Below are 13,406 nucleotides of genomic sequence, written 5' to 3'. Positions count from 1 at the left end.
CTCTGCCACGGTGTACCGGACGCGGACCTGCCACCCGGTTTCGACGTGCTTCCACGAGGCCCACTCGACCCCGGTCGCCTCGCCGGCCTCGAGCTTCTCGGTGATGGCGGCGCCGAAGGTGTCCGGCGCCTCGTCGTCGACCGGTGAGACGGACACCCGGTGCGCGGCGTCGAGGATGAAGGCGCGCTCGGCCAGCACGGGGCCCTCGAAGCGTCGGACGTACTCGACGTCGACGTCGAGCGCGGCGGCCACGTCGGCGGCGTCGGCGCCACCGCGGATCCTGGCCTGGACGTCCTTGGGGGAGACCCGCTTCTGGGGACCGCCCTCGGGGTTCGCCTGCCGGACCTGCCCCGGGAGGGACGAGGTGACGGGCAGCCGGTACTCCGTGCCGCCGTCCGTCGCGAGCAGGAGTGCGCCCGACTCCACTCCGATGACTCTCAGGTCCTGCATGGTTCCGCCTTCCGATGCGTGCGTACGGTCGTGCGTCGTACCCCGTGAGTATGCAGCGCGTGGACCCCGATCCCGGGGAGGCGCACGGGCGTGCCGCGAGGTGCGGGGCGACGGTCCCGACAGCCCGGGAATGGACGGGTGGGGTGGCGGGTTGCAGCGCCAGGACGACCCGCCGGAACACTCGGTTTGCGCTCCGGCGGGCCGTGGTGCAAACTGTCGCCGCCGATCACCGGCGACGACCTCTCGATACGAGAAATGGATGGGCATGGCCACCGATTACGACGCCCCCCGGAAGACCGACGACTCCTCGGACTCGGAGTCGATCGAGGCTCTGAAGGAGCGCGTCCCCGACAAGATGTCGGGCGTCGTCGACGATGATTCCGACAACCCGGGCTCGTTCGAGCTCGCCGGTCAGGACCTCTCCGACGTCGACCTCGACGTCGTCGTCCTCCCGCCCCAGGTCGACGAGTTCACCTGCGTCGAGTGCTTCCTCGTGAAGCACCGCTCGCAGCTCGACCACGAGTCGAAGCTCGGCCCGGTGTGCGCGGAGTGCGCCGCACTGTAAGCACGACCACCTCGGAGCCCCCGTCGCCGTCCGGCGCCGGGGGCTTCTGCGTACGCGGGTCTCGTGCGGCGCACCCGCACCCGCACCCGCACCGCACCCGCGCGCCGCTCCGCGACGCTGCCGAGCGGGTGCGCCCGGCCGACTCGACGCGGGTCAGGACCGCAGCGCGGCGACCACCGCGTCCGGGCGACGGACGCTGACGAGCCAGTACGGGGTCGGGTCGGCATCGTCACGGACCTCGACCTTGACGACGCCCCGGACGTAGCCGCGGAAGAGCGTCCACGCACGGGCGTCGAGCTCCGGACCGCGCTGGGAGGTCGCCGCGGCGCCCTCGAAGCCCTCGACCTCGCCGACGACCTTGCGCGGCAGGTGCGCGCGACCCGCCCGGAACTCGGTGTCCGTGACCTCGATCGTGGGTGCGAGGGCCCACAGCAGCACGAGCACGCCGATCTCCATGCCGATCGCCACGAGCACCCCGGCGAGCACGCTGATGGGGAGGAAGACGAGCAGGCTGGCGGGGATCACGAGGGCGGTCGCCAGGTAGAGCGCGGGCGGGGCCCAGAGTCGTTCGCGGTACAGGGTCACGAGACCATCCCACCACGAGTCGGGCGCCGTCCACGTCGCAGATCACGGAGAGGTCACGGCTGCACTACCCTCGTCACGTGACCGAACCAGTCGACGTGCTCTGGACCGGGGAGAACCCTCCCGGCTACGCCCACCCCGGGGACGCCGGAGGCGACCTCGTCTCCACCGAGGCGTTCGTCCTGCAGCCGGGGGAGCGGCGCCTCGTCGGCACCGGCCTCCGGATCGCGTTGCCCGACGGGTACGCCGCGTTCGTGGTCCCCCGGAGCGGACTCGCCGCCAAGCACGGGATCACCATCGTGAACTCGCCGGGGACGATCGACGCCGGCTACCGCGGCGAGGTCAAGGTCGCACTGCTGAACACCGACGCCGCCGAGCCCTACGAGGTGCACGTCGGCGACCGCATCGCGCAGGTCGTCGTGATGCCGGTGCCCCGCGTCACGTTCACCCGCGTCGACGAGCTCCCCGAGAGCGTCCGCGGCCAGGGTGGGTTCGGCTCGTCGGGCTACGGTGACCGGAGCGGTACCGTCAGCAACGCCGCAGAGGACGTCCAGGAAGGGACCCGCGCATGAAGTTCGGCCGCCGCAAGCGTGACGAGGTCGAGGTGGCGGAAGCCGTCGCCGACGAGGTGGAGGTCGCCGACACGACCCCCGAGGTGGACATCGCCACCGACGCCGACGCGGACCTCGACGAGGTGGACGCGGTCGCACCGACCGACAAGTCGGCCCCCGAGGACCGCGCCGAGAACGGGCCGCACGACGAGACCGAGGCGAACCTCGTCCGTCCGTACGTCGACCTCGGCGGGGTGAAGGTCCTCCCGCGTGAGGGGCTGCACCTCCGTCTCGAGGTCGAGGAGGGCTCGCAGCGCGTCGTCGCCGTCGGGCTCGACTACGACGAGTCGACGCTCCAGGTCCAGCCGTTCGCGGCGCCCCGTTCCACCGGTCTCTGGCACGAGATCCGGGCGCAGATCGCCGAGCAGATCGAGCGCCAGGGCGGTGAGGTCTCCGAGGTCGACGGCCCGTTCGGCCCCGAGCTGCGTGCCCTCGTCCCCGTCGCCAACGAGAACGGCGTGACCGAGGGTGCCCGGCCCGCCCGCTTCATCGGGGTGGACGGCCCGCGCTGGTTCCTCCGTGGCGTGATCGCCGGCAAGGCCGCCGAGACGCCCGACGACGCCGCGGACATCGAGGACCTCTTCCGCAGCGTGGTCGTGGTGCGCGGTGCGACGCCGATGCCGCCGCGCGACCTCATCCCGCTGCACATGCCGAAGTCGACACAGTCGGCCATCTGACCCCGCCTGGAGGCACGGTGCCGGACCACGACGACACCACCCGACCCGACGGGGTCGCGCCCGACGACCGCACGGCCGACGGGGTCGCGCCGGTCGACCGCTTCGCGGACGAGCGGGGTGAGCCGCTGTCCCTCAACGCGCAGCTCCGCGACGCCGTCCGGAACGCCGGCATCGGCCAGGTCGCCCCGGGTGAGGCCCCGTCCGGCCGCGCCCTGCTCACCGCGGTGGGCGGCGTGCGCGGCCTCGCGGAGTCGGTGCTGCCCGGGTTCGGGTTCCTGGTCGTCTACGCGGTCACGAAGGAGCTCGTCCCGAGCGTCGTGATCCCGGTCGTCATCGGTCTGGTGTTCGTCGTGCTCCGACTCGTGCAGCGCCAGTCGCTCGCGATGAGCTTCGCCGGCATCCTCGGGGTCGCGGTCTCGGCGGGACTCGCGCTCCTCACCGGCAAGGCGGAGAGCAACTTCATCCCCGGGATCGTCATCAACGCCGTCAGCCTCGTCGTGCTCCTCGTGACGCTCGCGATCCGGCGACCGCTCATCGGGCTGATCGTCGGGCTGCTGCTGCCGCAGGACGAGGACGGCACCGGGACCGACTGGCGTGCGGACCCGGGCAAGCGTCGCGTCCTGACCGTCGCGACCTGGCTGTGGGTGGGGCTCTTCGCACTCCGGCTGCTCATCGAGATCCCGCTGTACCTCACCGCGCAGGTCGAGCTGCTCGCCGGGATCAAGCTCATCACGGGCGTGCCGCTCTACGCCGCGCTGCTCTGGGTGACGTGGTTGCTCGTCCGGACCGTGTTCACGCACGACGAGGGTGCCGCCACGGTGTAGAGTTGTCTCGACATCGAGATACTTTCCGCCGGACCCTCGCGGGCTGGCGGGTTTAGGTTTGCCTTGCTGGTGGGACGTTCTGCGGCCCGCTTGGATGGGGGCACACCGATCAACCAGGGAGGCGGCACAGTGGCTGCAGTCAACAGCTTCGGCTCGAAGGACACGCTGTCGGTTGGGGGTGTCGACTACGCGATCCACCGGATCGACACGGTGCCCGGGCACGAGAAGCTCCCGTACAGCCTGAAGGTGCTGCTCGAGAACCTCCTCCGCACCGAGGACGGTGCCAACGTGACCGAGGAGCAGATCCGTGCCCTCGGCTCGTGGCAGCCCGAGGCCGAGCCCGACACCGAGATCCAGTTCTCGCCGGCCCGCGTGGTCATGCAGGACTTCACGGGTGTGCCGTGCATCGTCGACCTCGCCACGATGCGCGAGGCGATGGCCGAGATCGGCGGCGACCCGAACAAGATCAACCCGCTGTCGCCGGCCGAGATGGTCATCGACCACTCCGTCATCGCCGACCTCTTCGGCCGCGAGGACGCCCTGCAGCGCAACACCGACCTCGAGTACGAGCGCAACGGGGAGCGCTACCAGTTCCTCCGTTGGGGCCAGACGGCGTTCGAGGACTTCAAGGTCGTCCCGCCGGGCACCGGCATCGTCCACCAGGTCAACATCGAGTACCTGGCGAAGGTCACCTACACGCGCGAGTTCGACGGCGAGCTGTACGCCTACCCGGACACCCTCGTCGGCACCGACTCGCACACCACCATGGTGAACGGCCTCGGCGTGCTCGGCTGGGGCGTCGGCGGCATCGAGGCCGAGGCGGCGATGCTCGGTCAGCCGGTGTCGATGCTCATCCCGAAGGTCGTCGGAATCAAGCTGTCCGGGTCGATCCCGGGCGGCGTCACCGCGACCGACGTGGTGCTCACCATCCCGCAGGAGCTCCGCAAGCACGGCGTGGTCCGGCAATTCGTCGAGTTCTACGGGGAGGGGGTTTTCCGAGGTCCCGCTCGCCAACCGCGCGAACATCGGCAACATGAGCCCCGAGTTCGGGTCGACGGGGGCCTCTTCCCCGTCGACGCCGTGACGCTCGACTACCTCCGTCTGACCGGCCGTTTCGAGGAGCAGATCGCCCTGGTCGAGGCGTACTCGAAGGCCAGGGGCTCTGGCACGACCCGTCGGTGGAGCCCGCGTACTCCGAGTACATGGAGCTCGACCTCTCCACCGTCGTCCCGTCGATCTCGGGTCCCAAGCGCCCGCAGGACCGCATCGAGCTGTCGCACGCGAAGGACCAGTTCGAGGTCGACCTCGAGAACTACGCGATCGCGGACCACTCGCAGCAGGACAAGGCCGTCGCCGACACCTTCCCGGCGTCCGACCCGGTGGCCGCCGCCCCGGGCGACGAGCACGCCGTGCAGGACGACGAGTACGCCCAGCCGTCCGAGACCCCGGCCGAGACGCACGTCTCGAGCGCCCCGGCCACGATCACGAAGCCGACGAGCGTCACCGTCGGCGACGGCGACGCGTTCACGATCGACCACGGTGCGGTCGCGATCGCCGCGATCACGTCGTGCACGAACACGTCGAACCCGTCGGTCATGATGGCCGCGGGCATCCTGGCGCGGAACGCCGCGAAGAAGGGCCTCAAGGCCAAGCCGTGGGTGAAGACCACCCTCGCGCCCGGCTCGAAGGTCGTCACCGACTACTACGAGAAGGCCGGCCTGACCAGCTACCTCGAGGACCTCGGCTTCTACACGGTCGGCTACGGCTGCACCACCTGCATCGGCAACTCGGGTCCGCTGCCCGAGGAGATCTCGCAGGCCGTCCAGGACAACGACCTCGCCGTGACCGCGGTGCTCTCGGGCAACCGCAACTTCGAGGGCCGCATCAACCCCGACGTGAAGATGAACTACCTGGCCTCGCCGCCGCTCGTCATCGCGTACGCCCTCGCCGGCTCGATGCACTTCGACTTCGACACCGACGCCCTGGGCAAGGACCAGGACGGCAACGACGTCTTCCTCAAGGACATCTGGCCGGACGCCGCCGAGGTGCAGGACGTCATCGACACCTCGATCGACACCGAGATGTTCACCCACGAGTACGGCTCCGTGTTCGAGGGCGACGACCGCTGGAAGAACCTGCCGACCCCCACGGGCGACACCTTCGAGTGGGACAGCGAGTCCACCTACGTGCGGAAGCCCCCGTACTTCGAGGGCATGACGATGCAGCCCGACGCGGTGTCGGACATCTCGGGCGCCCGCGTGCTCGCGAAGCTCGGCGACTCGGTCACCACGGACCACATCTCGCCGGCCGGGTCGATCAAGGCGGACAGCCCGGCGGGCAAGTACCTCGCCGAGCACGGCGTCGACCGCAAGGACTTCAACTCCTACGGCTCGCGTCGCGGCAACCACGAGGTCATGATCCGCGGCACGTTCGCGAACATCCGCCTCCGCAACCAGCTCCTCGACGGCGTGGAGGGCGGGTACACCCGCGACTTCACGACGCCGGACGGTGCGCAGTCGTTCATCTACGACGCCTCGCAGCACTACCAGGAGCAGGGCATCCCGCTCGTCATCTTCGGCGGCAAGGAGTACGGCTCCGGCTCGTCGCGTGACTGGGCGGCGAAGGGCACGAACCTGCTCGGCGTCAAGGCGGTCATCACCGAGAGCTTCGAGCGCATCCACCGCTCGAACCTCATCGGCATGGGCGTCGTCCCGCTGCAGTTCCCGGTGGGCGAGACGGTCGAGTCGCTCGGACTCGACGGCTCCGAGGTCGTCTCGATCTCGGGCCTGACCGAGCTCAACGAGGGCCGGACGCCGAAGACCGTGCACGTCACCGCCGAGCCGAGCGAGCACTCGCCCGCCGGCAAGGAGACCGTGGAGTTCGACGCGGTCGTCCGCATCGACACCCCTGGCGAGGCGGACTACTACCGCAACGGCGGCATCCTGCAGTACGTGCTCCGCTCGCTCGTCTGAGCAGCGCCCGGGACGGTCGCTGACGCGACCACCTGACGGACTGGAGGCGCGGTGCCAGCTGGCACCGTCCTCCCTCGCAGGCTCGGTCGGCGCGCCCCGCGCAACGCTTCGCGTTGCACCGAGCGGGGCGCGCCAGTCCGTCGTCCGGTNGCGTGGATAGTGTGGGGACCTGTCCCACGAAAGGAGCGCCCCGTGGACCTGCTTCCGAGCATCACGTCGCCGCGCGACCTCAAGCGTCTGTCCGACACGCAGATGACCGACCTCGCCGCGGAGATCCGGCGGTTCCTGGTCGCCGAGGTCGCCAAGACGGGCGGGCACCTCGGGCCGAACCTCGGCGTCGTGGAGCTGACGCTGGCGATGCACCGCGTGTTCGACTCGCCGCACGACCCGTTCGTGTTCGACACGGGGCACCAGTCGTACGTGCACAAGCTCGTCACCGGCCGACAGGACTTCTCCCGGCTCCGCGAGCGCGGCGGGCTCGCCGGCTACCCGCAGCGGAGCGAGTCCGAGCACGACATCGTCGAGTCGTCGCACGCGTCGTCGTCGCTGTCCTGGGCGGACGGCATCTCCCGCGCCTTCCAGCGGACGGGCCAGGCAGACCGGACCGTCGTCGCGGTCGTGGGCGACGGCGCCCTGACCGGCGGGATGACGTGGGAGGCGCTCAACAACATCTCGGACAGCAACGACCGTCGGCTCGTGATCGTCGTGAACGACAACGGGCGCTCCTACGCCCCGACCATCGGCGGGATGGCGCGGTTCCTCAGTTCGGTCCGCACCCGACGCGAGTACCGGGCGCTGTTCGAGAAGTCGCAGGCGGTGGCCTCCCGCTTCGGCGCGCCGGGGCGTGCGTTCTACCGGGGCATGCGGGGCGGGCTGCACGGGTTCCTCTCGCGCTTCACGAACAACGAGGCGCTCTACTCGAACCTCGACATCAAGTACATCGGCCCCGTGAACGGGCACGACCAGCGTGCGATGGAGGCGGCCCTCCGCCAGGCGAAGGCGTACGGCGCACCGACGATCGTGCACGCCATCACCGAGAAGGGGTACGGCTTCGAGCCGGCGCTCCGCGACCAGGCGGACCAGTTCCACGCCGTCGGACACATCGACCCGGAGACCGGGGAGTCGCTCGACGTGTCGTCCGGGCCGTCGTGGACGTCGGTGTTCGCCTCTGAGCTGGCGTCGATCGGGGCTTCGGACGAGAAGATCGTGGCGATCACCGCCGCCATGCTCCGGCCGACCGGGCTCCACCTCTTCCAGGAGCAGCACCCCGACCGGGTGATCGACGTCGGGATCGCGGAGCAGCACGCGGTCACGACCGCCGCCGGGCTCGCGTACGGCGGGCTGCACCCCGTGGTGGCGCTCTACGCGACCTTCCTCAACCGGGCCTTCGACCAGGTGCTCATGGACGTGGCGCTCCACAAGGCCGGTGTCACGTTCGTCCTTGACCGCGCGGGCATCACCGGCCCGGACGGCCCATCGCACCACGGCATGTGGGACCTCGCGCTCCTGCAGGTGGTGCCCGGCATCCGCATCGCCGCCCCGCGCGACGCCGCCACCCTGCGCGAGGAGTTCCGGGAGGCCGTGGCCGTCGACGACGCGCCCACGGTGCTTCGATGGTCCAAGGGCCAGGTCGGGCCGGACATCCCGGCGCTCCGGCGGTTGCCCGACGGCGTCGACGTCCTCCGCTCCCCGTCGTCCGACCAGGAGCCCGACGTGCTCCTCGTCGCCGTCGGGTCCATGGTGCCCGTCGCGCTCGAGGCGGCGGCGCTGCTGGAGGCGCAGGGCATCGGCGCCACGGTCGTGGACCCGCGGTGGGTCGTCCCGATCCCGGCGTCGCTCATCGATCTCTCGCGCGAGCACCGGCTCGTCATCACGATCGAGGACGGAGTCCGGGTCGGCGGGGTCGGGACGCGGTTGCGCCAGGACCTCCGGGCCGCGGGTGTCGATACCGGTGTGAACGAGCTCGGCCTGCCGGACGAGTTCATCGACCACGCGTCCCGGTCGCAGATCCTCGCGGACGTCGGGCTCACGGCGCAGGCGATCGCGCGGGACGTGATCGACCAGGTGGTCGGGACGAAGGTGCCGCAGGCGAAGCCGGCGCGGTCACGGTCGAGCGCGGGGGCGGAGCGGTGACGCGCGGCGACGAGGTCGTAGGCGTAGTCGGACCGGACGACCATGGACCGCTCCGGCAGACGGAGGACGCTGCGAATCCCCGCGCACACCGGGCTGCTCTGGCCGAGGACGACGGGTCCCGTGTCCCGTTCGAGGACCTCCGCGCGGAGGCCTGAGGGTCACTCCTGACCGGCTCCGGCAGCGTCGGTCAGCTCGCGGAGCACCGCGAAGACGATGCTCTCCGCGCGGAGGGCGAACGACGTGCGGCGTCCGACCACGGCGCGCCGTCCGCGGTGGAGTTCGGCTCCGCACAACCGAAGTCGCCCCGCACCACGGGGAACCGTGGTGCGGGGCGACTTCGGTGGTGCGAGAGAGACGCGCCGGCTAGCGCGAGGCGGGCCCCACGATCGCCGGGTCGTGGAACGTGCCGCCGAAGACGCGCTCCGAGGCACCGGAGCGGTCGAGGTACGGGCTGATGCCACCGGCCTGGAACGGGTAGCCCGCACCGAGGATGAGCCCGAGGTCGATCTCCTCGACGTGCTGCACGACACCGTCCGCGAGCATGCGGTGCACCTCGTCGGCGAGGGCGTCCTCGAAGCGCTGCTGCATCGTCGCGGCGTCGACGGGCTCGGCGTCCTTCTTCGCGGGCGCGACGAGCTTCACGGCAGCGGGGTCGTACCCGGTCGCGTTGCCCTTCTTGTCGCGGGTCAGGATCGTCCCGTGCTCGGCGATCCGCTTCAGGCCGTCGCCCGGGTAGAAGCGCTCGGGCCACGCTGCGTGGTGGGAGTCGAGCACGTGCGCGCCGACGGGCAGGCCGACGAGCTCGAGCAGCTCGAACGGCGACATCGGCAGGCCGAGCGGCGCTGCGCCCTGCGCGACGACCTCGAACGGGGTGCCCTCCTCGACGCCGCGCATCGCCTCGCCGAGAACCCGGGCGAGCACCCGGTTGACGACGAAGCCGGGCTGGTCCGCCGTGACGATCGCGGTCTTCTTCAGCGTCTTCGCGACGGCGAGGGCCGTGGCCACCGCCTCGTCCGACGTGTGCTCAGCCCGGACGACCTCGACGAGCGGCATGACCGCGACCGGGTTGAAGAAGTGGAAGCCGACGAGCCGCGCGGGTTCGGTGAGCACCGAACCCATCTCCGCGACGGACAGCGAGGACGTGTTCGTGGCGAGGATCGCGTCGGGGGCGATGACCTGCTCGATCTTGCGGAGGACGTCCTGCTTGACGGACATCTCCTCGAACACGGCTTCGATCACCCAGTCGGCGTCGGCGAAGGCGTCGTACGAGACCGACCCGCTGACGAGCGCCTTGATGCGGTTCGCGTCGTCGGGCGACACCCGGCCCTTCGCGAGCATCTCGTCCACCGAGTCCCCGATGCGGGCGACGCCGGCGTCGACGCGCTCCTGCGACACGTCCGTGATGACCACGGGCACGCCGAGACGACGGGCGAACAGCAGCGCGAACTGCGATGCCATGAGTCCGGCGCCGAGGACGCCGACCTTCGTGATCTTCTTCGCCTCGACGCCCTCGGGGGCGCCGACGGGCTTCTTCGCACGCTTCTGCACGAGGTCGAACGCGTACATCGATGCGGCGAACTGGTCGCCGGCGAGCAGGTCCGCCAGGGCGTCGTCCTCGTCGGCGAACCGCTCGTCGAGGGAGCCCGACTTGGCGGCGGCCACGAGGTCGAGTGCTCGGAACGGCGACTTCGGGACGGTGCCGATCTTCGCCGCGACCTGGCCGCGGGCCACCTTGACGACGGTGCCCCAGGCGGCCTTCTCGAGGATGCCCGGCTCGTTGGACCGTTTGACCGACACGCGCCCGCTGATGACGCCGTCGGCCCAGGCCACCGCGGACGGCAGGAAGGTCACCGAGGGGATCAGCGCGTCGCCGATGCCGAGCTCGACCGCGGCCTTGCCGTCCATGAGCCGGTTGTTCTTGAGCGGGTTCTCGACGATGACGCGGAGCGCCTTCTCGGGTCCGATCAGGCGAGGGAGGAGCGTCGCACCGCCCCAGCCCGGGATGATGCCGAGGAAGACCTCCGGGAGACCGATGCCCTGCGCCGCCGACGAGAACACGCGGTAGGTGCAGTGCAGCGCGATCTCGAGCCCGCCGCCGAGTGCGATGCCGTTCACGAACGCGAACGACGGCACACCCAGGTCGGAGAGCTTGCGGAGCGTGGCGTGCCCGAGTGCTCCGAGCTCGTGCGCGACCTCGCGCGAGGGCAGCGCCGCCGCCTGCGACAGGTCGGCGCCCGCGGCGAAGCAGTACTCCTTGCCGGTGATCGCGACCGCCTGGATGCTGCCGGCGGACGCCGCCGCGCGCAGGGTGTCGAGCACGTCGGACAGCTCGCGCATGGTGCGCGGACCGAGGGTCGACGGGCGCTTGTAGTCCTTGCCGTTGTCGAGCGTGACCAACGCCAGCGTGCCACCGGAGGGGAGTGGCACGTGCTTGACGTACGAGTGGGTGACGACCTCGTCGGCGCTGAGCTCGGTCAGCTGGTCGATCGGGGTGGTGGTCATCGTCAGGCCGCCTTCCGTGCCGCGCTCTTGCTGAAGTTCGGGTTCTCCCAGATGACGGTGCCGCCCTGGCCGAGCCCGATGCACATCGTCGTGATGCCGTACCGGACGTCCGGTCGCTCGGCGAACTGCGCGGCGAGCTGGTTCATCAGACGGACGCCGCTCGACGCGAGCGGGTGCCCGACGGCGATGGCGCCGCCCCAGGCGTTCACGTTCGGGGAGTCCTGCGCGATGCCGTAGTTGTCGAGGAACGCGAGCACCTGCACCGCGAACGCCTCGTTGATCTCGAACAGCCCGATGTCGTCGATCGTCAGGCCGGCCTTGCGCAGCGCCTTGTCCGTGGCGGGCACCGGTCCGACGCCCATCACCTCGGGCTCGACGCCCGCGAACGCGAACGAGACCATGCGCATCTTCGTCGACAGGCCGTGCTGCTTCGCGCCGTCCTCGGACGCGAGCAGGCTCATGGTGGCGCCGTCGTTCAGGCCGGCCGCGTTGCCGGCGGTGACCCGTCCGTGGGGCCGGAACGGCGTGCGGAGGGCGGCCAGCGCCTCCAGGGTGGTGCCCGGACGCGGCGGCTCGTCGGTCGTGACGATGTCCCAGCCCTCGCCGGTGTTCACCTCCACCGGGACCACGTCGGGCTGGAGCTTGCCGGCGGCCCAGGCCGCTGCGTACCGCTGCTGCGACTGCACCGCGTAGGCGTCGGTGCGGTCCTTCGTGATCGCCGGGAAGCGGTCGTGCAGGCGCTCGGCGGTCGAGCCCATCACGAGCGCGTCACCCGCGACCATGCGCTCGGCGACGAAGCGCGGGTTCACGTCGGCGCCGAAGCCCATCGGGTGCCGACCCATGTGCTCGACCCCGCCGGCGATGGCGACGTCGGCCGCACCGAACGCGATCGCGCCGGCGAGCGTCGTGACGCTCGTCATGGCACCCGCGCACATGCGGTCGATCGCGTAGCCCGGCACCGACTTCGGGAGTCCGGCGAGCATGCCCACCGTGCGGCCGAGGGTCAGGCCCTGGTCGCCCTGCTGGGTGGTCGCGGCCACGGCGACGTCGTCGACCGCCGCACCGTCGAGCTGGCTGTTCCGGTCGAGCAGGCCGCGCATGGCGTGGACCGCGAGGTCGTCCGCACGGGTCTTCCAGAACACCCCCTTCTCACCGGCTCGTCCGAACGGTGTGCGCACACCGTCCACGAACACGACGTCTGATGCCTTGGGCAATCCGGGCCTCCAGATCCTCTTCGATCGAGTCGGAGCACGTTCCGCCCCGACCGGCCGGGCAGCGCCCGGCGACGGTACCGACGCTATGCCCGCAGCCTGGGCGGACGCATGCCGGTTGGGGTGTTCCTACGAGTCGGTGTTGCTCTCGGCAGCAGGCTGCTGTGCGGCCTCGACAAAGGCGTGCGCGATGATCGAGGCGGTCTCCTCGACCTGCCACGGTCGGGCGTCGTGCGCGGCGAGGGCGGCACCGACGGTCTCGGTCGCGATCGGCGTCGGCGGCTCCCAGGACACGGACCGGAGGGTGTCCGGGGTGAGCAGGTTCTCGACGGGCAGGTCCAGGGCCTCGGCGCGCGCGAGCACGGCGGCGCGGGCTGCCTTGTACCGGCGGTCCGCGTCGGGGTTCCGGTCGGCCCAGGCGCGGGGAGGGGGCAGCGACGGGTCGCCGGCGGCGCGGAGCTTCGGGAGGTCCTCGGTGGTGCGTCCGGCCTCGACGGCGGCCCACCAGCGGTCGATCTCGCTGCGGCTGGCCCGGCCGGTGAACGCCTTGAGGCCGGCGAGCTCGCCCTTCGACGCGGGGTTCGCGGCGGCCGCGGCGACGATCGCGGCGTCCGGGATCGTCCGGCCCGGGGCGACGTCGGCCTCGCGGGCGTACTCGTCACGGGCGGTCCACAGCGCGCGTGCGATCGCGAGCGCTCGGGCGCCGCGGAGCGCGTGCATGCCGGACAGGCGGCGCCAGGGCTCCGTGCGCGGCGGCTTCGGCGCACGGTTCAGCACCGCCGCGAACTCCTCCGCGGCGATCCGGGTCTTCCCGGCCTCCTCGAGCACCGCGGCGAGGGCGTCCCGGAGGTCCGGGAGCAGCTCGACGTCCAGCGCGGC

10 protein-coding genes and 1 pseudogene are annotated in these 13,406 nt (G+C 71.2%); 6 read left to right on the top strand and 5 right to left on the bottom strand.

Going from position 1 to position 13,406, the window contains the following annotated elements:
• Positions 1-450: septation protein SepH (gene sepH, locus I59_RS22500; protein ID WP_031272448.1), on the bottom strand; the 450-nt coding region annotated here is incomplete at its 3' end.
• A gap of 265 nt (positions 451-715) precedes the next feature.
• Here sepH and I59_RS01970 point away from each other — a divergent pair.
• Positions 716-1,015: a DUF4193 domain-containing protein gene (locus tag I59_RS01970; protein ID WP_031272446.1), complete on the top strand. Its 300-nt coding sequence runs from the start codon at positions 716-718 to the stop codon at positions 1,013-1,015.
• Positions 1,016-1,168: 153 nt separating this feature from the next.
• On the opposite strand, the gene I59_RS01965 is transcribed toward I59_RS01970, so the two are convergent.
• Positions 1,169-1,600, bottom strand: coding sequence for a DUF3093 domain-containing protein (locus I59_RS01965; protein ID WP_031272445.1), 432 nt, complete (start codon positions 1,598-1,600; stop codon positions 1,169-1,171).
• A gap of 77 nt (positions 1,601-1,677) precedes the next feature.
• On the opposite strand from I59_RS01965, the gene dut reads away from it, so the two are divergent.
• From dut to dxs, 5 genes and pseudogenes are all read left to right on the top strand, one after another.
• Positions 1,678-2,169, top strand: a complete 492-nt coding sequence (gene dut, locus I59_RS01960; protein ID WP_022902437.1) for a dUTP diphosphatase — start codon at positions 1,678-1,680, stop codon at positions 2,167-2,169.
• Positions 2,166-2,885: a DUF3710 domain-containing protein gene (locus I59_RS01950; RefSeq protein ID WP_022902436.1), complete on the top strand. Its 720-nt coding sequence runs from the start codon at positions 2,166-2,168 to the stop codon at positions 2,883-2,885. Before dut ends, I59_RS01950 begins: the two co-directional genes overlap by 4 nt.
• Before the next feature lie 17 nt (positions 2,886-2,902).
• Entirely contained in the window at positions 2,903-3,709 is an 807-nt protein-coding gene (locus tag I59_RS01945; RefSeq protein ID WP_022902435.1) for a DUF3159 domain-containing protein, read from the top strand.
• Between the two features lie 378 nt (positions 3,710-4,087).
• Positions 4,088-6,681 (top strand): annotated as a pseudogene (locus I59_RS23285) (aconitate hydratase).
• Positions 6,682-6,873: 192 nt separating this feature from the next.
• Positions 6,874-8,814, top strand: coding sequence for a 1-deoxy-D-xylulose-5-phosphate synthase (gene dxs, locus I59_RS01935; RefSeq protein WP_022902434.1), 1,941 nt, complete (start codon positions 6,874-6,876; stop codon positions 8,812-8,814).
• Positions 8,815-9,177: 363 nt separating this feature from the next.
• Here dxs and I59_RS01920 read toward each other — a convergent pair whose 3' ends face one another.
• The 3 genes from I59_RS01920 to I59_RS01910 all read right to left on the bottom strand — a co-directional run.
• A complete protein-coding gene (locus I59_RS01920; RefSeq protein WP_022902431.1) occupies positions 9,178-11,316 on the bottom strand; it encodes a 3-hydroxyacyl-CoA dehydrogenase NAD-binding domain-containing protein in 2,139 nt (712 codons plus the stop codon).
• 2 nt (positions 11,317-11,318) lie between these two features.
• Positions 11,319-12,530: a thiolase family protein gene (locus I59_RS01915; RefSeq protein WP_022902430.1), complete on the bottom strand. Its 1,212-nt coding sequence runs from the start codon at positions 12,528-12,530 to the stop codon at positions 11,319-11,321.
• A gap of 126 nt (positions 12,531-12,656) precedes the next feature.
• Positions 12,657-13,406 (bottom strand): HRDC domain-containing protein (locus tag I59_RS01910; protein ID WP_022902429.1); only part of this gene is annotated, 750 nt, incomplete at its 5' end.

The organism is Curtobacterium sp. B8 (genome assembly GCF_000333315.1).
Taxonomy (GTDB): domain Bacteria; phylum Actinomycetota; class Actinomycetes; order Actinomycetales; family Microbacteriaceae; genus Curtobacterium; species Curtobacterium luteum.
Note: the sequence above shows the minus strand (reverse complement) of the source record. Positions and strands in the feature narration are given on the sequence as shown.